Genomic DNA, 24852 nt, shown 5'->3' with positions numbered 1-24852 from the left:
TATACTATCACTCAAAAAATCTCTGCCGACTTTTGAATTAAAAAGAATTTTTAATTTGCAATTTTTAATATCTTGCATCATGAAAACAGCATTAGCAAAGCCTCGTACGTATGTCCCAGAAGATCAGGAAATCAATTGGGAAAGTATTGAACCTATATATGTAGAATTGAAAGAAAGAGCCATTGAATCGGTTGCTGAGTTAGAAAAATGGTTGCAAGACCGCAGTGAATTGGATGCCGTTCTGCAGGAAGATTATGCTTGGCGGTATATCAAAATGACTAGCGATACGGCAAATGAAGAAGCGGTCAATGCATTTCAATACTTCGCAACTGAAATTGAACCGAAAATTGCCCCGCTGACGAATGACCTGGATATCCGATTAGTAGAAAGTCCATTTCTTGATCAATTGGATTCGGATAAATATTTTATCTATTTGCGAAAAGTACGGAAATCATTGGAATTGTTTCGTGAAGAAAACATTCCATTGTTTACTCAAATACAGCTTAAACAGCAAGAATACCAGCAGATTTCAGGAGGCTTAACGGTTGAAGTGGACGGAAAGGAACTGACGCTGCAACAAGCGTCCGTATTTCTTCAAGACACAGACCGTACTAAACGAGAAGCGGTCTGGCAAAAAGTGACTGCCAAACGCCTGGAGCATAAAGATTCGCTAAACACCTTGTTTACTGAATTAATTCAATTAAGGCATAAGGTTGCTCTGAATGCCGGTTTTGAGAACTTTAGGGATTACATGTTCGCCGCGATGGGACGTTTTGATTATGGCGTGCAGGATTGTTTAGATTTTCATCATGCTGTTGCCAAAGAAGTTGTTCCGGTTATGCAACAGATTGCTGACGAACGGAAAGCAAAACTTCAAATCGACCCTTTGAAACCTTGGGATATGGCCGTTGATCCCGATGGCTTGCCTCCACTAAAACCGTTTGCCGATGGCGAAGAATTGATCAACAAAACAACAGCGGTATTCAACAGGCTAAATCCGTACATCGGGAATTGTCTGACTATCATGAAAGACAATAATTTGTTTGATGTGGAAAGCAGGATCGGAAAAGCCCCAGGAGGTTACAATTATCCATTAGCAGAATCAGGTGCACCTTTTATCTTTATGAATTCGGCAGGAACACTGAGAGATTTGACCACGATGGTTCATGAGGGAGGACATGCTGTCCATACCTTTATTTCTTCGGATTTAGAACTGACGGAATTTAAGAATTTACCTAGCGAAGTAGCGGAATTGGCTTCCATGTCGATGGAATTATTTTCCATGAGCGAATGGGAAATTTTCTTTGGTAATGAAGAGGAGCTAAAACGTGCAAAACGCATTCAATTGGAAGATGCCATTTCTACGCTTCCGTGGGTCGCAACGATTGACAAATTTCAGCATTGGATTTATACGCATCCCGAACACAGCATCGACGAAAGAGAATCCGCATGGAATTCGATTTATAAAGAGTTTGGAAATGGCTATACGAACTGGGATAATGAAAAAGATGCCCGTTTATACCTTTGGCAAAAGCAATTGCACTTATTTGAAGTTCCGTTTTATTATATTGAATATGGTTTTGCCCAATTAGGAGCAATTGCGCTTTGGCGAAACTACACGCTTAATAAAGAATTAACAATAAATTCGTATTTGGACGCGCTAAAACTGGGTTACACAAACACGATACCTGAAATATATGAAGTGGCAGGAATAAAATTTGACTTCAGCCAAAAGAATTTACAAAATTTAACAAAATTTATTCAGGATAATTTATAGCTTGGTACTTCTATTGCTTTACACACAATAATTTAGTATATTTAGCTTTAACTTATTTAAACAAAATTAAAATATGAGCAAGTGGTTTGGTATTTTCATGCTAACTTGTTTATCTGAGATTGCGAGGGCACAAGATACAACAAGTGATAATGCGGGCGAATTTTCTTCAGGTGTATACATTGGAATCGGAGGCGCGTTAATTGTGATCATTATCTTCGTGTTGATTAGAAGACAAAAAAGAAAATTTAATGATTAAATTAAAATGGCTGCCTTTTCAGGCAGCCATTTTTTCTATTTCTCAAGGTAGAAAATTAATGCTTTCGAACAAGTTATTTGGCATTACGCAATCAGCGTATCATGCACCATTACCTTAGTCCAATATTTTGAATAATCTTCTATGGCTTTTAAATGCGTTGGATGGGTTTCATACACATTTAAATTTTCCATTTTATCAAAGGTCACTATTAAGTTATAGTCAAATGAATTTTCAACGACAGGTCTTGGATTTGTTGGAGCTGGAGCACCATAAGTCAAAAACCGAACATTTGGTATTGAATTTAACGCTTTAAAGAAATTTAAGAAATCCGCACGTTCGTCTTCAGTTAGATCAGTCTTCAGCCAAAAATAGACGGAATGTAGAATAACACCGGATTTCAAATCTTCTTTTCCGTCGTCTTCCGGACTTGCACATGCTGTTAATGTGGCACCGGCCACTCCTACTACTGCCATAGATCTAATAAAATTTCTTCTCTCCATACTTATTGAAGTTAACGTTTTGTAAAGAATTGTATGACTCTGTTTAGTTGATTTCACTAAATTATAAAATTTTGTTATAATTTCTATGGAAATACTCGATTTTTTTTCGCAAAAGAAATACATTCTTCAAAAAACCTTCATTCACAAAAAAACTCTTTAACCGTTTTACGGATTAAAGAGTTCCTTTAAAATTTAGTTGAAATTAATCTCGCTTGAGACCAAATTTATCAATCTTGCTGTACAAATGGCTTCGTTGAATACCAATTTCATCCGCAGTTTTAGAAACATTCCATGAATTTTTATCCAGTTTATATTTAATGAACTTGCATTCCGCAAAATCTTTAAAATCCTGAAAAGACTCAAATTTGTCGTAATCGAAACCTTCGTAATCGGTGTCCATATTTCCTGACTTCACTATTTCAGCACGTGGATTTGCAAAAGCAATCACATCCTTTTCGGTAATCTTTTGGTCGCTCAAAATAATCAAACGCTCAATCAAGTTACGCAGCTCACGAATATTTCCTGTCCAAGGCAATGCTTGCAAAGCTTTGGTAGCGTCTGGAGTGATTTCTTTTACTTTGATGTTGTATTCCGCACACACCTCCTCACAGAAAGTTTTAGCCAATAATGGAATATCGTCAATGCGTTCGATTAACGACGGCACGTGAATTAAGATCACGCTTAACCGGTGGTACAAGTCCATACGGAAATTGCCCAGTTCGATTTCTTTTAATAAATCCTTATTCGTCGCCGCAATAACGCGAACGTTCACATCAAGTTCTTTTTCACCTCCTACGCGCGTAATTTTATTCTCTTGCAAAGCACGCAAAACTTTTGCTTGCGCGGAAAGGCTCATATCGCCAATCTCATCCAAAAACAAAGTTCCTTGATTGGCCTGCTCGAATTTTCCAATGCGTTGTTTCACAGCCGATGTAAACGATCCTTTTTCGTGACCGAATAATTCGGACTCGATTAATTCGGAAGGAATAGCCGCACAGTTTACTTCGATCAACGGCGAAGACGAACGGTTTGATTTCTCATGCAGCCATCTCGCAACCAATTCTTTTCCAGAACCATTTGCTCCTGTAATCAACACACGAGCTTCGGTCGGCGCTACGCGATCAATCGTTTCCTTAATCTGTTCGATGCCCAGGGAGTTACCCAAAATTTCTTTCGTGCGGGTAAATTTCTTTTTAAGGACTTTCGTTTCTTTAACCAAAGAACCTCTTTCCAGCGCATTACGAACCGTAATCAATAAACGATTTAAATCCAAAGGTTTTTCTAAGAAATCATAAGCACCTTTTTTTGCAGATTCAATCGCGGTTTCGATCGTTCCGTGTCCGGAAATCATAATAAATGGCGTGTCAGTCAGTTGTTGCGCAGCAGTCAACACTTCCATCCCATCCATCTTATTCATCTTAATATCACATAAGACAAGGTCGATTTTCTCTTTTTTTAGTATTTCAAGACCATCAAGACCATTATCCACATCAATAACTTTGTATTCTTCGTACTCCAGAATATCTCTTAGCGTACTTCGGATTGGTCTTTCGTCATCAATAACTAATACTGTAGTCATAGTTTAAATTATAGTTTAGCGTTTTCGCTGTTAAATTAATATAAAAAATCGGATTAAAAAGAAGCAAATCATATAAGCCGGGTTCTGTTATCTTTTGCAAGATCTTCTATCATTTATCTAGGCGTATTCTCGCGAATAAGCTCCATCAACCTACCCATTACGGATTTTCGTTAAAAAAGAAGGCGAGCAACCTTCAAAATCCGTAACCTATTTGGTCTTTCAACACCCAAGGTTTACCGTAATGCATGTTGCCATACAAGACCGTGAGCTCTTACCTCACGTTTTCACCCTTACCGATCTTGCGATAGGCGGTATATTTTCTGTGGCACTTGCTGTCATTGCTTGCGCAATGCCTTCCCGTTAGGAAGTGAGTTGCTCTATGTTGCCCGGACTTTCCTCTCCTTCCGAAGAAGCAGCGATAGAACTGATTTGCTTCGCTACAAAAGTACTAATTTTAATCAAATGAATTTTATATGCTTTCCACGAATTAAAAATATAAAAATGAATAGCATTTAACTTTGAATAGGACTATACAGCATGCACCCTGCTTCACTTGGATGATCCAGCACATAGTCTTCTTTATTTTCATTTTTCAAAATATCCAATATCATGAAATCACCGACAGCCGCTTGCGTAAAAAACATTCCGAAGAGCAATAAATAAAAATCGCCGATGACAATTGAAACAATAGCCGGAATAAATCCCAATACGATTGCTGGCATCAAAACACCAACTCGATAATGTTTCACTTTCAACGGTTCTTTGCAATGGCAATATGGAGTCATGTACTGTTTTAATATTCCGAACTTAATCGATTTAACCCCATTCTTGCAAAAGGGCAGAAATGTCAATCCATGAATCAACTCATGCAAAACGATTCCGATCAGCATCACAACTAAGGGAATAAGCCCTAGAAAAAAAGAATACTTCTTCCCTAAATAACTCAGCGTGCTTTTAAAATTCGCTATCGTAAATTGTTCTGTATGGAGCAAAACGTATGGAATACCAAACAACAAGACAATCGGAATTACAATTTTAAGCGAATTGGCAGTTGCTTTCGCTAAATCTATCGTTAGTTTTTTCTCCGAATAATTTGTTAAATCTTGCATGAAGTAGGTAAAAGTTTTGTGATTCAACAAAAATAGGATTATTATTTTAAGTACTTCGACCTAAGCTATCGATTCTTTTTAGACCGAGCCCATACATTCTCTGAATAAAAATCTACAAAGCTTATATACTATTCTTATATTTGTCAAATATTTGCAAAAAGCCGGTGATTTTTCATCGGACCAAACCATTTCAGTTCTCAAAAAGATAGAATGATAAGATTAGAAAAGGTCAATAAGGTATTCGTAAAGAAAGATAAAGAGGTCGTTGCCTTAAAAGATATTTCAATACAGATAGATAAGGGTGATATATACGGAATCATTGGCTCTTCAGGAGCAGGAAAAAGCACATTGATTCGAACGATTAATTTATTGGAAAGACCGACTTCAGGTCAAGTCATCGTCTCAGGAACTAATTTATTGTCTTTAAGCAGTGCACAATTATTGGATGCCCGCAAAAATATCGGAATGATCTTTCAGCATTTTAACTTATTATCTTCTCGGACAGTTTTTGAAAACATCGCCTTCCCTATCGAACTGACTACAAAAAACAAAGCGTTTATTAAAAAGAAAGTCGAAGAGCTGTTGGTTTTGGTTGACTTGGTCGACAAGCGCGATGAATATCCAGCTAATCTTTCGGGAGGACAAAAACAGCGTGTGGCAATAGCTAGAGCATTAGCAACAGACCCTGAAGTTTTATTGTGTGATGAAGCGACCAGTGCGTTGGATCCAATGACAACTCGTTCCATATTGGGTTTATTAAAAAGAATCAATCGCGAATTAGCGATTACGATCGTACTGATTACGCATGAAATGCAAGTTATCCGCGCATTGTGCAATAAAGTAGCGGTGATTGCAAATGGTGAAATCATCGAACAGAGCAGTGTGGAAGAATTATTCCAGAATCCTAAATCTGCCATCACAAAAGAATTGTTAAACCCATCATTAAGCTTAGATTAATCCTATTCCAACATGTCAGAAGCAATTATTTGGTTATTAGCTAAAGGAACAGGAGAAACATTATTGATGACTTTTGTTTCCGGCCTATTTAGTTTTCTTATCGGATTGCCCATCGGTGTAATCTTATTTATGTCGCGCCCGAATCAGATGCTGGCGAATAAAAGCCGTTACCGTTTGGTGTCGTTCTTCGTCAATGTTTTTCGTGCCATTCCGTTTATTATCTTGATTGTCTGGATGATCCCGTTTACCAGGATGATTGTCGGTACATCGATCGGTGTGGAAGCGGCAATCGTTCCATTGAGCATTGGAGCTGCGCCATTTGTAGCTCGTTTGGTGGAAAATTGTCTATTGGAAATTCCTTACGGACTGATCGAAGCGGCGCGGTCTATGGGCACGAGGCCCATACAATTAGTTACTAAAGTATTGATTCCAGAAGCTTTGCCTGCTATCGTCAATTCGGCAACGTTGACTCTAATCACCTTAGTCGGTTATTCGGCAATGGGTGGCGCAGTTGGCGCTGGCGGTTTAGGACATATCGGCTATCAATATGGTTACGTGGGTTACGATGCATTGATCATGAATACCGTTTTGGTTTTATTGGTCCTGATCGTATTTTCGATTCAATTTATCGGAGACCGCGTATCAAAAAGTTTTGATCACAGAAAATAATATATACATACATAACAGTTTAATTTCATGAAAAATATAATCTTCAGCATCATAATCGCAACCTTGCTGTCTTGTTCGAACAAAGACAAATCGAATGTCATTACAGTAGGAGTTCAGGCTGGACCAGAACATATCCTAGCAGAAACGGCAAAGCGTGTTGCCAAAGAAAAATACAATTTGGACGTTGAGTTAATTACATTCAATGATTATGTAATGCCAAATGAAGCTTTGCGCCAGAAAGAGATTGATGTCAATGTTTTTCAGACAAAACCGTATTTAGATGACCAATCGAAAAGCAGAGGCTATGATTTCGAAATTTTGGGAAATACATTTGTGTATCCAATGGCAGGTTATTCAAAAAAGATTAAAAGCTTAAATGAATTGCCAGACGGAGCAACGATTGTTATTCCGAACGATCCAACAAACTTAGGCCGTGCATTGCTTTTATTGGCTCATGTAGGAATTATCAAGCTGGAAGACGGCGTTGGATTATTGCCAACGGCACAAAACATTGTCGAAAACCCGAAGAACATCAAACTGCTGGAATTGGAAGCACCTCAATTACCAAGAACGTTAGATGATCCGAAAGTAACTGTAGCGATCATCAACAACAACTTTGCAGCGAGCAACAACTTGACCGCCAAAAAAGACGGTTTGTTTGTCGAGGATGAGAAATCTCCTTACGTCAACCTAATCGTAGGTCGTAAAGACAATCAAAACGAAGAAAAAGTAAAGAACTTTATAAAAGCATACCAATCTGAACAAGTAGATTCTACAGCTGAAGTTGTCTTTAAAGGCGGTGCAGTAAAAGGCTGGTAAATTAACAAATCATAGTTCATCGTGTTCTCGAAACCGTTGAATAAAAATAAAAGGCTGTTTGTTTATCTTCGTAAGAAGTAAACAAACAGCTTTTTAGGTATCTAAAGATTCCTGGATCGTACAAAAGGTGAAGAACTATTTTTTTCTTTTACCTTTTAAATTATCACTTTTGTGCTATGATCGAACTTTATACGGATGGTGCATCGAGCGGGAATCCGGGTCCTGGTGGCTATGGAACTATTCTGCGCACAATCTACCAAGGAGATAATCCTGATTTCATCGGAAAATTATTAGAAAAGGAATTTTCTGGCGGATACCGCAAGACGACCAATAACCGAATGGAATTGATGGCGGTTATTATCGGGCTGGAAGCGATCAAAAAACTAAATCAGCAAGTCACCGTCTATTCAGATTCTAAATATGTTATCGACGCAATTGATAAGAAATGGGTCTATGGCTGGATCAGCAAAGGTTTTGCTGGCAAGAAAAACAAAGACCTTTGGCTTCGCCTAATGAGCGCCTATAAGTTACATCAGGTCCGTTTAGTTTGGGTAAAAGGTCATGCAGGGCATCCTTTGAATGAACGTTGCGATCAGTTAGCCGTGAAAGCATCCAAAGACAAAACCAACTGGAAAATAGATTCTGTTTTTGAGATGAATGAATCTCAAACCTAACGTTTAGTAGTTTCGCTGAACTTGAAACGATTAGCAATGCTCGACTTTCTTTAAAAGTAATAACATGCCTTTTGAGTCAATGCTATGTCAGTTTTCGGCTAAAAAACCTGTTTTCTGAGTAATTTTATGTATTTTAAAAACGAAGCAATCATTGCTTTGAAAGTAAAACGTTAAATCAGTAAAACAACTAAAATGAAACTACATTCCATTCTTGCCCCCATCCTATTGGTATCAGTCCTCAGTTCGTGCAAGGACGATCCAATCAACCTTGAACCGTGTTGCGATGTCGAGACACCAATTGAAGTCGTTAAAGACAGTATTTTTACCGGCAGTAAATTTGGTGTAACCATCGGAGAAAGTTCCGAAAAAGTCTATGCGGATTTTCAGACCTATGCAAATGCAAACGCCCACACGCATTTGAATATCACGAAACAAAGCTATTCAAGTTTATCGCAAATTAAATCTGCTTTTTCAGATTATGACGCACTGCATTTAGGCACCTTAGATGGAAATGCCGAGGCCTTGCAGATTTCCTTTAAAGAGGATAAAGTCGCCTCCATACAATTGAGCAATGGCCAAAAAGTAAATGCATGGCCAAATGGCTTTACAACAACAGTTGAAGTCAACGATCCTGTAGCAACGGTTTACGAAAAACTGGAAACAATCAGCAACCGTGTGAACTTTGCTCATTTATTCAGAAACATTTCTTTAGATGCTAAACAGCTTTCTAGTTCGTACGATGAAATTATAGCGAATGCGGCTACTTGGACTTTTAGGTATGCTTTGCAAGAAGATGAATTTGAGCTTGTTCAATTCCGATTCGAAGACGGAAAACTTGCCAGCATTTATAACGAAATACAGCGCTATTAACGCTAAGGAACTAAAGACGTAAGATAAAAAAGCCGGGCTATTTAATTGATTTAAATAGCCCGGTTTTTTATTTAGGGAAAGCAAAGCTTTCAATCGAATATGTATTGAATTATACCTAGTCATCTACATCATTTGCTCGTAAATCACTAATGCTGATAACCAATCTCGTCTACAAATGACGCTCGTACATACGCATTAAGTCACTTAGCCGTATGGGTTACTATTGCCATATTTCTCCTTGCCATACTAATTGATTACTGTTCTTTACATAAATAAACTCTCCATTATAAGGTTCAAATTCAAAAAAACACCTATCAAAGTTTGGCAGTGTAATGGTGAGATAGTTGTTAACTTTTGTATCAATGAGTTCCTCAAAAAAAATATTAAATGTAGTTCTGCTCTTAGAAAGAGGTGCTCCAAAGAAATTCGCACTCAAACTAAAGGCTACCTGATTAGCAGCACTCCGCAAGTATTGCGATTTAGACAGTACGATGTATGTCTTGTCTGTCTTAATGGACTTGCTGTTGTTGTGGTTAAATGTAAAGTTCAAATGTACAGGATGAAAATCTGTAGGAAAAACTACCTGAATATACAAACTGTCTTGAGATAGCTTGTTTTCATTTTTTAAATCATACTCAAACCCTTGCTGCTTTTCATAATGATCTTCGCTGGTAATCTCAATCAAGTTTCCCGCGACAACTGACCACCTACCCTTCGATGCGTAAGTACATTGTTCTATTACTGGAGTAAACGTTATTGCAGCCTTATTCAAGATATACGTTCCGTTTTTATGAAGTTCCAAACTTGAATAATTTTTATCATTAGACAGTGCTTTATATTTTAAATCAGTTTCCAAAATATAGGTCCCCGATAAATCTTCAGTTTTCATCTTTTGACCTCTTGTCGATATGCAACCCATAAGTTGAGCCGTTACAGCAAGAATTAATACTAGTTTTCTTATTTCATTTTGTTTGAGTTTCATAAGCTTTAGACGAGACTTTATAAACGACCTCCTATAAAAGAAAAATGATTAAACAATATACAATAATTTTATGCAAATAATCCCTCTAATTTATTAAGCGATCTGCTTTCTGATTTCTTCTGTTTTAATTCTTCCATATCTTATACCGATTCCCAAAAGCGTTTAATCTACAATTCTTCCAGCACCCGAAGTAATCACTGCCAAACCGATTTTCGATATCCATTTTTGAAACTCCAACGGATACGAATTCATAAAAAAAAGGCTGCCTTCCGGCAGCCTCTCTTCAAAAATTTTGTCAAAGCAAAGATTACAATGCCTTCACGCGGATATTTTTAAGGAAAACCTCAGTTCCATGGCCTAAGAAGCCAATATGACCTGAAGTACGCTTTAATCCTGGATGATTCTTCCCATCTAAGGTTCCGTTTTTGGTCGCTTGGGACAAATCGCCATTCAAGATTAGATGACCATTTAACGTAACTTGAATTTTATTGCCCTGAATGCGGATTTCTTGTGTATTCCACTCTCCTACCGGCCTTAACTGTCCTTTGGATGCAGCCATGATTCCATAGACCGAACCATGAAACTGATAAGGTTTCAAATCCTTGTAAATGTCTGCGCTATTATCCAAAATCTGGATTTCCATGCCTTCGTAAGCAGCATCGCCTTCTAACGGCGTGCGGATTCCGACACCATTATTCGCTCCGGGAGTTAATTTGAAATCGAACTTAAAACTAAAGTCAGCATACTCTGCTTTCGTGTATAAGTTCTTTCCGAATTTTGCATCTGGATTCGAGCGGATAAAACCCTGCTGAGTGATTTCGTAGGCAGGCGTTTCTGTCCAAGCATCTAAATTAGTTCCATCGAAAAGCACTTTATATCCTTCTTGAGCTTCCTTTTGCGAAAGCTGGAAAAGTTCTTTGCGAGGCAATTCTTTGATAAAAATATCGCGGTACCACACGCGTGAACCATGCGCCTGCAATTCGATTTGCTCGGTAGGGAAAATCGATTGATTTCTATCCCAGTAGTTCTCCAAGGTAACATTGTCGACTACCAATTCGCCATTTAACCAAACGGTAACTTTTTCGCCGACCATTTTAATCTTGAATGTATTCCATTCGCCCAACGCGTTATCAGCTACTTTAAGCGGGTCTTTCGGATGCTTGCTGTTGTTGTATAGACCACCAGAACCTACTTGCGCACCAACATTTGTGCGTGAAATATCCCAAATCTGGATTTGCGGAGTGCCTCTTAAATAAATACCTGCATCGGGCTCCTTTCCATTCTTGTCCAGCTTCCAATCTACCAGCATTTCAAAATCACCGTATTGCTTAACCGTAGCGATGTTATCTCCATGTCCCTCGAAGACTAAATCGCCATCGATGGCTTGCCACGATTCATTCATTTTCTTGTCAGCTTCTACTTGCTTTTCAGCCAACTGTCTTTCTGACATTGTAGTACGTTTGATTGGATTCTCCACCAAGCCTTTCCAGCCGGTCAAATCTTTCCCATTAAAAATGGAAACGTAACCTTCCTCAGCCGACATTTCTGCCAAATGACGAACCAAAGCCTCGCGCAAATACGAACTTTCGCTGCCTGTAAGATTGCCCATGACCGCATTAAGAATTGTCCGAACGTCCGTTCCGTAATATTCAGGATGGTCCATACCGATATTCATCGCTGTATTGGTTGCCGCATTCTTTAATTCTTTGTCATTTAAAAATTGACCAGCGAAGACCAAAGCCTGGTAAGTACCTGTTTGCTGAAGCGAAGACAAGGCCAAACGCTTTTGTTCCACATTCTGTGCCAATGAAAAAGCCTCTTTCAACAACAAGGTTTTTTGTTCAGGCGTTTCTGTGCTCGCATTGACCTGCTTAATCAAACCTCTATAAATGGTATTGAATAAAGGAGCATCTTTTTCGACGCGCGACAAAGCCACCAACGTGTTTAATGCTTCTGGATTTGACCAATTAGCAATAGCTTGAATAGCTTCTGTTTTCACAGCGCTGTTGTTAAAAACATAATTTGTTACGGCATCCAACGATTCCTTTCCGCCGATTCCAGCAAAGATTGGAAAATAATTTGCTGCCGAAGGGGCTTGAGAACGTGAGATATTGGTCGCTAGGCGTTCGATTTTCGCATCAGAATCTGAGCTTGCCTTCAGCGCGTTAATCACTGCGAGCTGCGCCAGTTTTGCTTCCTCAGGATTTGAGTTGTTGAGCAAAGCCGCTACGGCATCAAAATCTTCTGGATTCACAACATTCGGCAAGGCTTTGTAAGCTGCCAAACGAATTTCTGCATCTTCATTTCCTATTTCTGCTAAAACAGCTTTAGACGAACTTTCATTTTTGCGCGATGCAAGAACAGCTAATAAATTTAATTTAGTCTTTTTATCAGCCGATGCCAATGCAGTATTGACAGAATTGATGGCATTTTTATCTTTCGAAGAAAGAATTAAGTTCTGGAGAATGCTAGACTCCGCTTCGTTTGCTTGTGCGAACTGTGAAATGATAAATTCCGTGTTAGCACCTTTAGACAAACTGCTCAATGCATTGTAGGCTGCGATTTTTGCATTTGAATTGGTCAATTTAGCCAATGACTTTTCAATCAGCGGAATGTTATTCGCATCGCCCAAGGCCGCTAAATAATTAAAAATGCCTTCTTGTCCTTCTTCAGAACTTTTAGCCAATAACTTAATGACTTTCTTCGCATCTGCAGGCTGTTGATTTGCCAATAGCAAATCCAACGCTACATTTTGAGTGACCACATCATTTGCCCCAGCTAAGCCAACCAATGTTTTATGCTGCTTGGATGGATTCAATTCCGTTAAAACTTGGATTGCTCCATCAACGACCACATTATCTTCGATTTTTAACGCGTTCTTGTAGAGTGTATTTGCAAATTGCTCAGCCAGCTTGCCATGATTATTCGCGATAAGCGCATGTGCATAATCAATGGAAAGTCCTCCAACATTCGACTTATCGAATTGATAATTTGTTGCTTTTAATTTTGCCAAGAATACCGGTGCAGAGGCAATTCCTCCAATTTTACTTAAAGCTGTAAAACCTGTACGCTGGAAATTGTCCGAAGTATACGTGCCTAGTAAAGCGATTATCCGTTCTTCGTCGGCTTTTGATTCCAAATCGCCCAAAGCAGCAACGATGGAAGTTGTTAATTTCTCGTTTTTAGCATTCGCTAATGCAGCTGACAAAGCTTGTGTGGCTTCTGCCGTGCGAATCGCATTCAGCGTCCGCGCCGCTTTCTCCGCTAAATACTCATCTGCTAAATACGGAGCGACAGCAGCAATCGATTCGTTCTTTGAAGCTTGCTTCATCAATTCAAAAACGAAACCTTTGTTATCTTTATCTTGAAGCTGGCTTAATGCCAAGATAAGCCCTTGCGCAAAAACTTCGCGCTTAGCCTCCAATCCTGGTTGCATCACATAGAATGCATAGGAGTTTGCAGCAAATTCAATCGTTTTGTTATCTCCGCCCTGCGGTTTCAAGCCGGATAAAAGCTGTGCAATGTCGGTTGCAGTAAATTCCTCCAAACCTTTCATGGCTTCTCGGAATTTCGTAATTTCTTCCGCAGGCTGCTGCGCCAGCACATCTGCTATTTTTGTCGCTGCCGTGCGATTTGCAGGTTGCTGCGCATAAGCGGCAGCCTGTACAATCAACAAAGCGGCTATGGTATTGAATATTTTTTTCATTTCAGTTTTGTCTAGGTTAGATAGTCCAAGGACCACGCATTGGTTGATTAATTAAACGGTTCGCAGCTTCATCATTCACAAATTCCTGCTTCGCAGAATCATATTTCAATGTTCTGTTCAAGCGAAGCGCTGCCAATCCCAAGTTGACAAGCGTTGCTGAATAATAGCCATTTTCTTCATTTAAAGCAAACTTCTTGCGCGTTCTTACCGACTCCAAGAAATCAGTCACCTGAGCTTCCGGTTCAGGGTATTGTGCTAGCTTGCGTTCCAAATCAGGAATATCCGAAACAAATCCTTTGAATAATTTTCCGTCTGGGCCTTCGATATATCCTTTTCCTTCTTCTGTACCCGCACCATCTAAAATAATCTGGCATCCATCTGCATAGGTGTATACAATCTTACGCCAAGTTCCAACGGCATCGCTATGCTGTTGAGGCGCATCCACTTCAATTGAAACCGGACTTTCATTGTCTTTTCCTAAGAAATATTGAACAGGGTCTAAATAATGCTGACCCATGTCACCTAAACCGCCGCCATCATAATCCCAATATCCTCTAAAGGTCGTATGAACACGATGCGTACTATATGGTTTGTAAGGCGCTGGCCCTAACCACATTTCATAATCCAACTCTTTTGGCGCTTGCTCCACAGGAAGGTTTTCCTTTCCTACCCAATAGAACTTCCAGTCAAATCCAGTATGCTTGCTGATCGTCACTTTCAAAGGCCATCCAAGCATGCCTGTATCCACTAATTTTTTGATTTTCTTTACTGGAACATTCATTCCGTAAAAATTATCCGTAAAACGAAACCAGGTATTTAAGCGGAACATGTTTCCATGCTGCGCAACAGCTTCCTTAACTTTTTTACCTTCTCCAATAGTTCTCGTCATCGGTTTTTCACACCAAATATCCTTTCCGGAGCGCGCGGCCTCTACAGCCATAATTCCATGCCAATGCGGAGGAGTTGCAATGTGGACAATATCAACTTCAGGAAGCTGAATCAACTCACGATAATCATGCAATTCTTTAATACCGCCACCTAAAGCATTCTGTGCAAGCGCAAGATGTCTCGTATCAACATCACAAATCGCGACCGTCTTAGTCCCTGCATACGCAAAGTGACCGCGACCCATAGCACCAACACCGATAACGCCTTTAGTCAAATGATCACTAGGCGCTAGGTAACCATTTCCGCCCAGGACAAACCGTGGAACGATGGTAAAAGCAGCTGCTCCAAGAAGTGATTTTTTAATGAAATCTCTTCTTGAACTATTTTTTTCTTTCATTATGGTAATTTATTTTATGATCTAAGTTTAACCCTGATTTTTTATCAACAAACAATCTAAGTTAGCAAATAATGGTTTGAATACCTAAAGAATCAAATAATTCGATGTATTTTTTAGGTATGCTATCCGAAATAAGGATGTCTATTTTCCCGAATTCAACGATTTTTCCAAAACTTTTACGGCCAAACTTACTTGAATCGGCCAAAACAATCACCTTTTGCGCTGCATGAATCATTTTTCGGTTCAATTGCGCCTCTTGTGCATTGGTCGTCGTGATTCCAAATTCTTCATCAATGCCGTCGACACCTAAAAATAGTTTCGAACAGAAGAAGTTTGTCAGCGTGTCTTCGGCGAACTGCCCCATCACCGAATTCGAAGAATGGCGAATAGAACCACCAAGCTGTATGATTTCCACGTTGGGATGTTTGATTAACTCCTGAGAAACATTCAGCGCAGATGTTACGACTGTCAAGTTGCCTTTAGGCACGATTTCTTTGGCCAAATATTGCATGGTCGTGCCCGAAGCAATAATAATCGAATCATTCTCTTCGATTAATTGCGCGGCGCGTTTGCCAATCTTGCTCTTTTCAATAGAGTGGATTTTTTCTTTCTCAAAGACGGGCCGGTCGGTCTGATACGGGTTCTGCAAAGTCGCTCCCCCATGCGTTCGAAACAATAGACCGCTATCTTCTAAAAATTGTAAATCCTTTCGAATGGTTACGGATGAGACGGTTAGTTCTTCGCAAAGATTTGAAACTGAAATATGCCCGCCTTCGGAAGCTTTTTTTAGGATGTATTGGTGACGTTCTACGTTATTCATTACCCTAAATTAGAATATATAATCAAATAAATCAAAAATGTTTTCGTTTTATTTCGTTTTATTCCGAAATTTTATACTTTTGTTAAATATCTAAATACTAACTACGTAAACAAAATGAAATTATCCAGAAACGAAGCTATTCAAAACCTAAAAGACGATACGCTATGGGATGTTGCGATTATCGGAGGTGGAGCAACCGGATTGGGTGTTGCAGTCGATGCCGCTTCAAGAGGATATAAAACCATTTTGGTCGAAAAGTATGATTTTGCCAAAGGAACTTCAAGCAAAAGCACCAAGCTGGTACACGGCGGAGTTCGTTATTTAGCCAATGGCGATATCAAGCTTGTGCTAGGCGCACTTCATGAACGCGGCTTGCTCTTTAAGAATGCTCCGCACGTTTCTTCTACACAAAGCTTTGTTATTCCTTCGTATAGTTTCTTTAATAAGATGAAGTTTTTGATTGGATTGAAATTATATGATTGGATGGCAGGAAAACTGCACATCGGAAAATCCGTATTGTTATCCAAAGATGAAGTAGTGCAAAAGCTTCCGAAAATAAACACAACCAACCTGCAAGGCGGTGTCTTGTATTTTGACGGACAGTTTGATGATGCCCGTCTCGCGGTAAATTTAGCGCAGACAGCGGCAAGCTATGGAGCAACAATAATTAACTACGCCGAAGTCAACAGCATTCATAAAGATTTGAACGGTAAAGTAATTGGGTTATCATTTATCGATAGAGAAACGAACACAGCGCATCGAGTAAAAGCGAAAGCTGTTGTGAACGCAACGGGAATTTTCGTCGACGATATCCTAAAATTAGATACTGCCACGCATAAGAATTTAGTACGCCCAAGTCAAGGCGCTCATATCGTTGTCGACAAGAAGTTTCTTGGCGGTCGAGATGCCTTAATGATTCCTGAAACCAGTGATGGTCGTGTCTTATTCGGTGTGCCATGGCACGAACATGTTTTGTTAGGAACGACTGATACCCCGATTAACGAACATCAAATCGAACCTAGGCCTTTGGAAGAAGAAATTGAATTTATTCTAAAAACAGCTAATCAATATTTAGAGAATGCGCCTACTCGTGCAGATGTGAAAAGCATTTATGCCGGTTTACGACCTTTGGCTGCGCCAAAAGATGGCGATTCGAACAGTACAAAAGAAATTTCAAGAGACCATAAGCTAATCAAAAGCGATTCGAACTTGATTACCATTACCGGAGGGAAATGGACTACGTATCGCAAGATGGGCGAAGATACAGTGAACATGGTGGCTAAAGTAGGAAACCTACCTGAAGTCGCTTGCAAAACGAAACATTTAGAAATCCATGGCTACACGACCGAGAAAACCAATACGCATTGGCAAGTCTATGGTTCTGATGCCATTGAAATCAAAAAACTAATTGCTTCAGATGCCTCGCTTGGGCAAAAAATACATCCCGGCTTTGAGAATGTAATCGCAGAAATCGTTTGGTCTTGCCAAAATGAAATGGCTTTGCATGTGGAGGATTTTCTGTCGAGAAGAACTAGAATGCTTCTTTTGGATGCGCAAGCCGCAAAAGAATCTGCACCACTTGTTGCGAAGGTCATGGCTCAAACGTTGGGAAAAGACCAAGCATGGATCGATCATGAATTATCAGAATTTGAAACATTAGTAAAAAACTATACGCTATAAACCCATAGGTAAACCTAAAAAATACAATTATGGTAAAAGAATATATTTTAGCACTAGATCAAGGAACGACAAGTTCGAGAGCCATATTATTTGACAAGAAAGGTCAGATCGTGAATATCGCTCAAAAAGAATTTGAACAGATTTTTCCAAAATCAGGATGGGTAGAACATAATCCGCAGACTATCTGGTCAACGCAGCTCGCTGTCGTAACAGAAGTTCTAGCTAAATCGAAGGTTAAAATCGATTTGGTTAAAGGAATCGGCATCACCAACCAGCGCGAAACAACGGTTGTTTGGAGCCGAAAAACTGGCGAACCTGTTTACAATGCCATTGTTTGGCAAGACAGAAGAACTGCTGCTTACTGCCGTGAAATTGCGGAGCAAGGCCATCTGGAAACCATTCAAAAGAAAACAGGGCTTTTAATCGATGCTTACTTTTCCGCTTCGAAAATCAACTGGATTTTGGAACATGTGAAAGGCGCGCGCGCTTTAGCAGAAAAAGGCCAGTTAGCTTTCGGAACAGTCGATAGCTGGTTGATCTGGAATTTAACGGATGGCAAAAAGCACATCACCGATGTTTCCAATGCATCGAGAACCATGCTGTATAACATCAACGATTTGGCTTGGGATAAAGAATTGCTGGAGATCTTCAATATTCCAGAATCCATGTTGCCCGAAGTCAAAAGCAGTTCGGAAGTGTATGGAGAAACGAGTGCAGAATTAACTGCTAAGCCTGTACCCATTGCAGGAATTGCTGGTGATCAACAAGCCGCTTTGTTCGGACAATTATGCACGACAAAAGGAATGGTGAAAAACACCTATGGCACAGGATGCTTTTTACTAATGAATATTGGAAGCAAGCCTGTTATTTCGACAAATAAGCTCGTGACCACAATCGGTTGGAAGATTGGCAACAAAGTAACTTACGCCTTAGAAGGCAGTATCTTTATTGGAGGTGCTGTTGTTCAATGGTTAAGAGACGAGTTAGGAATTATTAAGAAATCAAGTGAAATAGAAAAATTGGCGACAAGCGTACCGGATACAAATGGTGTCTATATGGTTCCCGCTTTTGCTGGATTGGGTTCTCCGCATTGGGTACCTGATGCTCGTGGGTCGATTTTCGGAATTTCAAGAGGAAGCAATGATGCTCATATTGCGCGTGCTTCGCTAGAAAGTATTGCTTATCAGACCTATGATATCTTGAAAGCAATGGAAGCCGATTCAGGTGCGAAGATCAAAGAAGTCCGCGTCGATGGCGGAGCCACAAAAAATAGCTTCTTGATGCAATTTCAAGCTGATATCCTAAAAAGCAAAGTTATTCGTCCTAAAATCACAGAAACTACGGCTTTAGGAGCGGCTTATTTAGCAGGCTTAGCTGTTGGTTTCTGGAAAGACATCAATGAATTGCAAGAACTTTGGAAAGAAGACAAAACTTTTGAAGTAAACAAAAAAATAAATTACAGCGAGAATTTAAAAGAATGGAACCGTGCGGTGGAGACTGTTAAATTTTGGGCTGAAAAAGCTTAATTCATACACCTAAAACTTAAAGATGATGAGCGCATTTATTGCAGAATTAATCGGAACAGCCATATTGATACTTCTCGGGGGTGGTGTCGTGGCGAATGTGGTTCTTAAGGGTACCAAAGGTCATAATTCTGGTTGGATCGTTATCTGTACAGCCTGGGCATTAGCCGTTTTTATCGGCGTTTGCATCGCAGGGCCTTACAGTGGCGCACATTTGAATCCAGCAGTAACGATTGCAAATTTAGCCTTGGGCAAAATGGATTGGGCAACGACGTTAAACTATATTTTAGCTCAGTTTCTAGGCGCAATGATTGGCGCATTTTTAGTGTGGCTGATGCACAAAGACCATTTTGACGTTACAGAAGATGCGGGTGCAAAACAAGCGGTATTCTGTACCTCTCCTGCCATCAAGAACTATCCGTTGAATTTTCTTTCTGAGCTTATAGGAACATTTGTATTAATCTTTGCAATCCTTCATTTTACGGATGCTTCTTTAGGTGATACCACGACCATTGGAATGGGTTCGCTGGGAGGAATTCCAGTTGCTTTTCTGGTCTGGGTAATTGGTCTTTCTTTAGGTGGAACGACCGGTTATGCGATCAATCCGGCTCGTGATTTAGGCCCTCGCATCGTTCATGCCTTATTGCCAATTAAAAACAAAGCAGGTTTTAATGCTCCTTATGCTTGGGTTCCGGTACTTGGCCCGATTGCAGGAAGCCTACTGGCCGTATTGCTTTATACTATAATTCATTAATTACATAAATTAACTTTACTAAACCTTTAAAATTTAAAAAATTCACTAAACCTTTACCAAAATTTACTAAACCTTTATAGGCTAAAACCTTATTAAATTCATAACCATAAACCGCACCTATTGTTAACCGAAAGTTAATATACAGTTAACTTTGCAATAACAATTTTTGCAACTAAATCATCTAAATCAACATCATGTTAAAAAATTTACTATCCAAAGTAAAATGGCGTCGTTTGCCCAATGGCTTTCTTCTGCTATTCTTGCTGGCATTTTTATTTTTTGAAAACAATTTGTACGGAAATGTTTCTGAAAAAGTAAATGATTCAGCCATCCAGCAAAAAATTAAAATCAAAGGAAAGATAGTTGACTCAACAACAAAATTGGCTTTGTCAAGCGTTTCTGTTTTAGAAAACGGAAGGTCGCTAGGCTCTACAGATAACAGCGGATTATTTGAAATCGAAGTCACTTCTGGCGCAACGATTAGCTTCCAATTAATCGGATACACCACTAAAACACAATCCTTTACTACTCCTCAAAACAACGTAACCATTGAGCTCGAAGAAACTTCAAGTGAAATTTCAGAAGTTGTTGTTACTGCGCTTGGAATTAAGCGCGAAGTAAGAGCTTTGGGTTATGCAGCCACTGAAATAAAAGGTGAACAACTAACCGATGCTGTTTCCAATAACTGGACGGATGCATTATCTGGAAAGGTTGCGGGTGTCAATCTTGTAAGATCTGGTGGAGGCCCTGCTGGATCTAATAAAATCATTTTGCGCGGAGAAAATAATTTAACAGGTGTGAATGATGCCTTAATCGTTGTCGATGGGATTATTATCAACGGAGGTAGTGGACGCATGACAGGAAACGGAAGCGGTGCTTATTTGGCATCAGACTCTCCTACTGACTTTGGTAGTGGTTTGAATGACATCAACCCGGAAGATATTTTAAGCTTAAATGTGCTTAAAGGCCCGAATGCGACAGCGCTTTATGGAGAGCGCGGTGCGAATGGTGCTATTATTATTACAACCAAATCAGGAGCTTCTAAAAAAGGTGTAGGTGTGACATTCACTTCCAACACAACCATTGAACAGATTTCTAGATGGCCAGATTATCAAAATGAATATGGTCAAGGGGTGGAAGGCGCTACTTATTATTCATTCAACGCAGGTGTTGATGGCGCAAGTACGAGAAGCACAAGTTCTGCTTGGGGGCCTAAATTTGATGGACAATCTTTTTTTCAATATGATCCGATTACACAAACGAGAGGTACCGAGCGTACGCCTTGGGTTCCTTACCCAGATGCTCGCAAAGAGTTTTTCGATACAGGCCGAACCTTTACGAATTCGTTAACATTAGATGGTGGAAATGAAACGACAACCATGCGTTTCTCCTACACCAACCTAAATAATAAATGGATTATTCCGAATACGGGATATGACCGAAATACAGTTGCTATCAATGCAGCTCATCAGTTTACTGATAAATTAAAAGTACAGACTAGGATCAACTACAAACAAAACCATAGCGACAACTTGCCTTCAACGGGTTACAACAATCAGTCGTTGATGTATTGGAATATCTTTTGGTTACCTAATGCACCTTTAAACTGGTTAGATAATTACTGGTTAAATGGCCAAGAAGGTGTTGCACAAAGTTATCCATTTAGTAGTTTTCCGGATAACCCTTATTTGATTACCAACGAAATGTTGAATAAATCAAATAGAAAAGGAATCACCGGAAATGTGGAAGCAACCTATACATTCTCGAACGAGTTGAATATGATGGTGAGAACGAATTTGGATTTTTCTAACGAAAGACGTTCGCAACAGCGCCCTTATGATACGGAAAAGTATAGAAAAGGAATGTATCGCACGCAAAGCATCAATTCTCAGGAGCAAAGTACGGATGTAATGATCAATTACAACAAAGAGCTTAACCGAGATATTAAATTTGGGGTTTCTGTCGGAGCAAGTACATTGAAAAATGATTACTATCAAGAAAGAAACGCGGCAGATTCATTGTCGTTTCCTGGAATCTATACAATTGCAAATGCAGCAGGTATCGTAATTACAACTCCTCAGACAGCTCGATACAGAATGAATAGTATCTATGCTTTAGGAACATTTTCATATAAAGATTTTGCCTATTTTGACTTTTCAGCAAGGAATGACTGGAACAGTACATTGGCAACGCCTAACTCAAAAGGAAATTCATCGTTTTTCTATCCTGGAGCAAACGTGAGTTTGATCTTATCTGAAATCGTTAAATTCCCTCAGGCAATCTCTTATGTAAAATTAAGATCTTCGATAGCAGCTGTCGGTAGCGGTTCAACGACTCCTTACCAAACGAGCTACGTTTACAATAGCGAACCAACGTTCCCTGGAGGTTCATCCAACCCTACACAAGTTCCTAATTTGACTTTAAAGCCATTAAGAACAAGAAGTTTTGAGGTGGGTACAGATTTAAAATTTGTTAGAAATAGGTATTCGTTAGGATTTACGTACTACAAAATGAATACTTACGAACAGCATTTATCAGCCATCTTAGACCGTTCTTCGGGATCTAGCACGGCGATTATCAATGCAGGTGAGATTGAAAATAGCGGAATTGAAATTGAAGCATTTGCAAATCCAATTAAAACTAAATCTGATTTTGTCTGGAACATCAATGGAACGTTCAGTGCGAATAAGAACAAAATCTTAGAACTTACCGAAGATCAGCCTTTCATGACTTTACAAAATGGTCCGGGTAGCCGCGGTGCTATCATGGCTTATGTTGGTGGAACAATGGGTGATTTATATGGACGCGGATACAACCGTTCGCCACAGGGTGATATTATTTACAACAACGGATTGCCGACATTGACCGACAGCTTGATGTATATCGGAAATACAAATCCGACCTGGAGAGCAAGTATCAACAATCAATTCAGTTACAAACAATTTAGAATCAGTTTCCTATTTGATGCGCAGATTGGTGCAGTAGGTTATTCATTGACCGCAGCGACTTTAGCCGAACAAGGAAAAACTAAAAACACACTTCCTGGCCGTTACAACGGAATTATCGGAAATGGTGTTATTCAGAATACAGATGGATCTTTCCGTCCGAATGACGTAATCGCAGAGAATATCTGGGATTACTACAATGCACATTTAGGACGCGATAATGTGGAAGGTACAAGTTATTCTACCGATTTCTTAAAATTAAGAGAAGCACGCATCGATTTCAATCTAAATGCTAAGCAATTGTCACGTTTCGGAATTAACCGTGCGACGATCGGTGTATTTGGACGTGATCTATATACATGGACTAAATGGCCAGGTTTTGATCCTGAATTCGGAACGCTTGGCAATGGAGATATTAACAAAGGTTTTGAGCTCGGACAATTTCCTGCAACAAGAACATTTGGATTTAATTTAGTTATTGGTATTTAATCGTAATTAAGAAAATGAGAAAATTAAAAACGATAAGCATGCTGTTAGGACTTTTTGTAATAACATCATGTAATCAAGGATTCGAAGAAATTAACACAAATCCAAATGGTGTTGAGAAAGTTCTTCCGAAAAACTTATTAGCTCCTGCGATAACAAAAGTCGTTGGATACAACATGAGCCGCAGTCAGCGCTTGACGAATGAATTGATGCAAGTCACGGTAAATATGGGTGATGGCGATGGCCGCATATTTCGTTATGAAATACGTTCTTCTGAGGGTGATTACCTTTGGAACAACTGGTATTTGCAATTGACAAATTTCAAAGATATTTATACCTATGCTGAAGAATTAGATTCTAAAACGTACATGGGTATATCGTTGATCTGTCAGGCTTGGATATTCTCTATGTTGACAGATACGTACGGAGATATCCCCTATTTCAATGCAATCCAAAGTAAAGAAAACAACTTTACTCCTTCATTCGATTTACAATCTGATATTTACAAAGATCTATTTGTAAAACTAGAAGAAGCAAATACCTTATTGACAAATAGCACCAATATCGATGGAGCTAGTGATCCGATTTTTGCTGGAAACGCATTGTTATGGAGAAAATTCGGGAATTCATTGTACTTGCGTTTATTAATGCGCGTTTCGCAAAAGTCAGAATTAGGAACAGCTGCAATTATTAAAAAACTTGTTGATGAGCAACCAACAGTTTATCCTGTTATGGCAAACAATACAGAATCTGCTATTTTACGTTGGTCTGGTTCATCGCCTTATGTTTCTCCATTTGCAACTTGGAGACCGGCAGATTGGTATACGCCGAAACTAGCAAGCTTTTTTGTTGATAATTTAAACGAATGGTCTGATCCACGTATTCAAAAATGGGCTACATTAAGCGATGGCGAATATGCTGGAATCCCTAGTGGATATCCTTTGGGAGATCCTCCAGCTTCAAAATCAACACTTCCGACTTCATTGATGGTTGAACCACTTCTTGGAAATATCTTAAATTATTCTGAATTGCAGTTCACGTTAGCGGAAGCTGCTATTAAAGGGTATGTTTCATCAACACCTGCGAAAACTTACTATGAAACGGGAGTAACAAATGCCATCCAGCTTTGGGGTTATGAACTTCCTGAAAATTACTTATTGGGTGAGCATGTCGTTTGGAATGAAGATGCATCATTGGACAATAAAATGGAACTGATCTTTCAGCAGAAATATTATGCCTTGTTTTTCACAGACCTACAATCCTGGTTTGAGTTCAGAAGAACAGGATATCCGAAATTACCTATTCTATCTGGTCATTTAAATCAAGGAAAAATGCCTGTGCGTTTAAACTACCCAGTATACATTCAATCATCAAATAGAGAGAATTATAGAAAAGCAGTCGAAATTCAAGGTGCTGACAATATTAACACATTAGTTTGGTGGCAAAAACCATAAGAAGGAA

At 39.3% G+C, this 24852-nt stretch carries 19 protein-coding genes and 1 other RNA gene; 12 read left to right on the top strand and 8 right to left on the bottom strand.

Features of this window, described 5'->3' with window-relative positions:
- Positions 1-79: 79 nt before the first annotated feature.
- Entirely contained in the window at positions 80-1777 is a 1698-nt protein-coding gene (locus C4F49_RS14220) for a M3 family oligoendopeptidase (protein ID WP_196936509.1), read from the top strand.
- A 73-nt stretch (positions 1778-1850) separates the two neighbouring features.
- Complete coding sequence (locus C4F49_RS14215) at positions 1851-2033, top strand: LPXTG cell wall anchor domain-containing protein (protein WP_196936508.1); 183 nt, start codon at positions 1851-1853, stop codon at positions 2031-2033.
- Positions 2034-2116: 83 nt separating this feature from the next.
- Here the strand turns inward: C4F49_RS14215 and C4F49_RS14210 are convergent, their stop codons facing one another.
- The 4 genes from C4F49_RS14210 to C4F49_RS14195 all read right to left on the bottom strand — a co-directional run bounded on the left by C4F49_RS14210 (position 2117) and on the right by C4F49_RS14195 (position 5221).
- The gene (locus tag C4F49_RS14210; RefSeq protein ID WP_231388321.1) at positions 2117-2506 is read right to left on the bottom strand and encodes a Dabb family protein; all 390 of its coding nucleotides are present in this window, start codon (positions 2504-2506) and stop codon (positions 2117-2119) included.
- 229 nt (positions 2507-2735) lie between these two features.
- Positions 2736-4112 (bottom strand): sigma-54-dependent transcriptional regulator, encoded by a 1377-nt coding sequence (locus tag C4F49_RS14205; protein ID WP_196936506.1) that lies wholly within the window; start codon positions 4110-4112, stop codon positions 2736-2738.
- 57 nt (positions 4113-4169) lie between these two features.
- Positions 4170-4547, bottom strand: an RNA gene (gene rnpB / locus C4F49_RS14200) — RNase P RNA component class A.
- A 77-nt stretch (positions 4548-4624) separates the two neighbouring features.
- Positions 4625-5221: a DUF3267 domain-containing protein gene (locus C4F49_RS14195; RefSeq protein WP_196936505.1), complete on the bottom strand. Its 597-nt coding sequence runs from the start codon at positions 5219-5221 to the stop codon at positions 4625-4627.
- Positions 5222-5431: 210 nt separating this feature from the next.
- Between C4F49_RS14195 and C4F49_RS14190 the strand changes: the two genes are divergently transcribed.
- From C4F49_RS14190 to C4F49_RS14170, 5 genes are all read left to right on the top strand, one after another.
- A complete protein-coding gene (locus C4F49_RS14190) occupies positions 5432-6178 on the top strand; it encodes a methionine ABC transporter ATP-binding protein (protein ID WP_196936504.1) in 747 nt (248 codons plus the stop codon).
- 12 nt (positions 6179-6190) lie between these two features.
- Positions 6191-6847 (top strand): methionine ABC transporter permease MetI, encoded by a 657-nt coding sequence (gene metI / locus C4F49_RS14185; RefSeq protein WP_196936503.1) that lies wholly within the window; start codon positions 6191-6193, stop codon positions 6845-6847.
- Between the two features lie 27 nt (positions 6848-6874).
- Positions 6875-7666 (top strand): methionine ABC transporter substrate-binding lipoprotein MetQ, encoded by a 792-nt coding sequence (metQ, locus tag C4F49_RS14180; protein WP_196936502.1) that lies wholly within the window; start codon positions 6875-6877, stop codon positions 7664-7666.
- 176 nt (positions 7667-7842) lie between these two features.
- Complete coding sequence (gene rnhA, locus C4F49_RS14175) at positions 7843-8340, top strand: ribonuclease HI (protein ID WP_196936501.1); 498 nt, start codon at positions 7843-7845, stop codon at positions 8338-8340.
- 192 nt (positions 8341-8532) lie between these two features.
- Entirely contained in the window at positions 8533-9210 is a 678-nt protein-coding gene (locus C4F49_RS14170; RefSeq protein ID WP_196936500.1) for a hypothetical protein, read from the top strand.
- Between the two features lie 220 nt (positions 9211-9430).
- Here the strand turns inward: C4F49_RS14170 and C4F49_RS14165 are convergent, their stop codons facing one another.
- From C4F49_RS14165 to C4F49_RS14150, 4 genes are all read right to left on the bottom strand, one after another.
- Positions 9431-10192 carry a hypothetical protein gene (locus C4F49_RS14165; protein ID WP_196936499.1) on the bottom strand — a complete coding sequence of 254 codons (762 nt, stop codon included), beginning with the start codon at positions 10190-10192 and terminating at the stop codon, positions 9431-9433.
- Between the two features lie 307 nt (positions 10193-10499).
- Entirely contained in the window at positions 10500-13898 is a 3399-nt protein-coding gene (locus C4F49_RS14160) for a DUF1080 domain-containing protein (RefSeq protein WP_196936498.1), read from the bottom strand.
- Between the two features lie 16 nt (positions 13899-13914).
- Positions 13915-15183 carry a Gfo/Idh/MocA family oxidoreductase gene (locus C4F49_RS14155; protein WP_196936497.1) on the bottom strand — a complete coding sequence of 423 codons (1269 nt, stop codon included), beginning with the start codon at positions 15181-15183 and terminating at the stop codon, positions 13915-13917.
- Between the two features lie 61 nt (positions 15184-15244).
- Entirely contained in the window at positions 15245-16003 is a 759-nt protein-coding gene (locus C4F49_RS14150; protein ID WP_196936496.1) for a DeoR/GlpR family DNA-binding transcription regulator, read from the bottom strand.
- A gap of 114 nt (positions 16004-16117) precedes the next feature.
- On the opposite strand from C4F49_RS14150, the gene C4F49_RS14145 reads away from it, so the two are divergent.
- From C4F49_RS14145 to C4F49_RS14125, 5 genes are all read left to right on the top strand, one after another.
- Positions 16118-17683 (top strand): glycerol-3-phosphate dehydrogenase/oxidase, encoded by a 1566-nt coding sequence (locus C4F49_RS14145; RefSeq protein ID WP_196936495.1) that lies wholly within the window; start codon positions 16118-16120, stop codon positions 17681-17683.
- 29 nt (positions 17684-17712) lie between these two features.
- Positions 17713-19209, top strand: a complete 1497-nt coding sequence (glpK, locus tag C4F49_RS14140; RefSeq protein ID WP_196936494.1) for a glycerol kinase GlpK — start codon at positions 17713-17715, stop codon at positions 19207-19209.
- A 25-nt stretch (positions 19210-19234) separates the two neighbouring features.
- The gene (locus C4F49_RS14135; RefSeq protein WP_196936493.1) at positions 19235-19960 is read left to right on the top strand and encodes an MIP/aquaporin family protein; all 726 of its coding nucleotides are present in this window, start codon (positions 19235-19237) and stop codon (positions 19958-19960) included.
- Positions 19961-20154: 194 nt separating this feature from the next.
- Entirely contained in the window at positions 20155-23394 is a 3240-nt protein-coding gene (locus C4F49_RS14130) for a SusC/RagA family TonB-linked outer membrane protein (protein ID WP_196936492.1), read from the top strand.
- A gap of 14 nt (positions 23395-23408) precedes the next feature.
- Positions 23409-24845: a SusD/RagB family nutrient-binding outer membrane lipoprotein gene (locus C4F49_RS14125; RefSeq protein WP_196936491.1), complete on the top strand. Its 1437-nt coding sequence runs from the start codon at positions 23409-23411 to the stop codon at positions 24843-24845.
- Positions 24846-24852: the final 7 nt, after the last annotated feature.

Origin of the sequence: Sphingobacterium hungaricum (assembly GCF_015210005.1) — a bacterium.
Classification (GTDB): domain Bacteria; phylum Bacteroidota; class Bacteroidia; order Sphingobacteriales; family Sphingobacteriaceae; genus Sphingobacterium; species Sphingobacterium hungaricum.
Note: the sequence above shows the minus strand (reverse complement) of the source record. Positions and strands in the feature narration are given on the sequence as shown.

What these genes read in the sequence shown, in the direction of transcription:
- C4F49_RS14220 (WP_196936509.1), top strand. Translation starts at nt 80, where the DNA reads ATGAAAACAGCATTAGCAAAGCCTCGTACGTATGTCCCAGAAGATCAG.
- C4F49_RS14215 (WP_196936508.1), top strand. Translation starts at nt 1,851, where the DNA reads ATGAGCAAGTGGTTTGGTATTTTCATGCTAACTTGTTTATCTGAGATT.
- C4F49_RS14210 (WP_231388321.1), bottom strand. Translation starts at nt 2,506, where the DNA reads ATGGCAGTAGTAGGAGTGGCCGGTGCCACATTAACAGCATGTGCAAGT.
- C4F49_RS14205 (WP_196936506.1), bottom strand. Translation starts at nt 4,112, where the DNA reads ATGACTACAGTATTAGTTATTGATGACGAAAGACCAATCCGAAGTACG.
- C4F49_RS14195 (WP_196936505.1), bottom strand. Translation starts at nt 5,221, where the DNA reads ATGCAAGATTTAACAAATTATTCGGAGAAAAAACTAACGATAGATTTA.
- C4F49_RS14190 (WP_196936504.1), top strand. Translation starts at nt 5,432, where the DNA reads ATGATAAGATTAGAAAAGGTCAATAAGGTATTCGTAAAGAAAGATAAA.
- metI (WP_196936503.1), top strand. Translation starts at nt 6,191, where the DNA reads ATGTCAGAAGCAATTATTTGGTTATTAGCTAAAGGAACAGGAGAAACA.
- metQ (WP_196936502.1), top strand. Translation starts at nt 6,875, where the DNA reads ATGAAAAATATAATCTTCAGCATCATAATCGCAACCTTGCTGTCTTGT.
- rnhA (WP_196936501.1), top strand. Translation starts at nt 7,843, where the DNA reads ATGATCGAACTTTATACGGATGGTGCATCGAGCGGGAATCCGGGTCCT.
- C4F49_RS14170 (WP_196936500.1), top strand. Translation starts at nt 8,533, where the DNA reads ATGAAACTACATTCCATTCTTGCCCCCATCCTATTGGTATCAGTCCTC.
- C4F49_RS14165 (WP_196936499.1), bottom strand. Translation starts at nt 10,192, where the DNA reads ATGAAACTCAAACAAAATGAAATAAGAAAACTAGTATTAATTCTTGCT.
- C4F49_RS14160 (WP_196936498.1), bottom strand. Translation starts at nt 13,898, where the DNA reads ATGAAAAAAATATTCAATACCATAGCCGCTTTGTTGATTGTACAGGCT.
- C4F49_RS14155 (WP_196936497.1), bottom strand. Translation starts at nt 15,183, where the DNA reads ATGAAAGAAAAAAATAGTTCAAGAAGAGATTTCATTAAAAAATCACTT.
- C4F49_RS14150 (WP_196936496.1), bottom strand. Translation starts at nt 16,003, where the DNA reads ATGAATAACGTAGAACGTCACCAATACATCCTAAAAAAAGCTTCCGAA.
- C4F49_RS14145 (WP_196936495.1), top strand. Translation starts at nt 16,118, where the DNA reads ATGAAATTATCCAGAAACGAAGCTATTCAAAACCTAAAAGACGATACG.
- glpK (WP_196936494.1), top strand. Translation starts at nt 17,713, where the DNA reads ATGGTAAAAGAATATATTTTAGCACTAGATCAAGGAACGACAAGTTCG.
- C4F49_RS14135 (WP_196936493.1), top strand. Translation starts at nt 19,235, where the DNA reads ATGAGCGCATTTATTGCAGAATTAATCGGAACAGCCATATTGATACTT.
- C4F49_RS14130 (WP_196936492.1), top strand. Translation starts at nt 20,155, where the DNA reads ATGTTAAAAAATTTACTATCCAAAGTAAAATGGCGTCGTTTGCCCAAT.
- C4F49_RS14125 (WP_196936491.1), top strand. Translation starts at nt 23,409, where the DNA reads ATGAGAAAATTAAAAACGATAAGCATGCTGTTAGGACTTTTTGTAATA.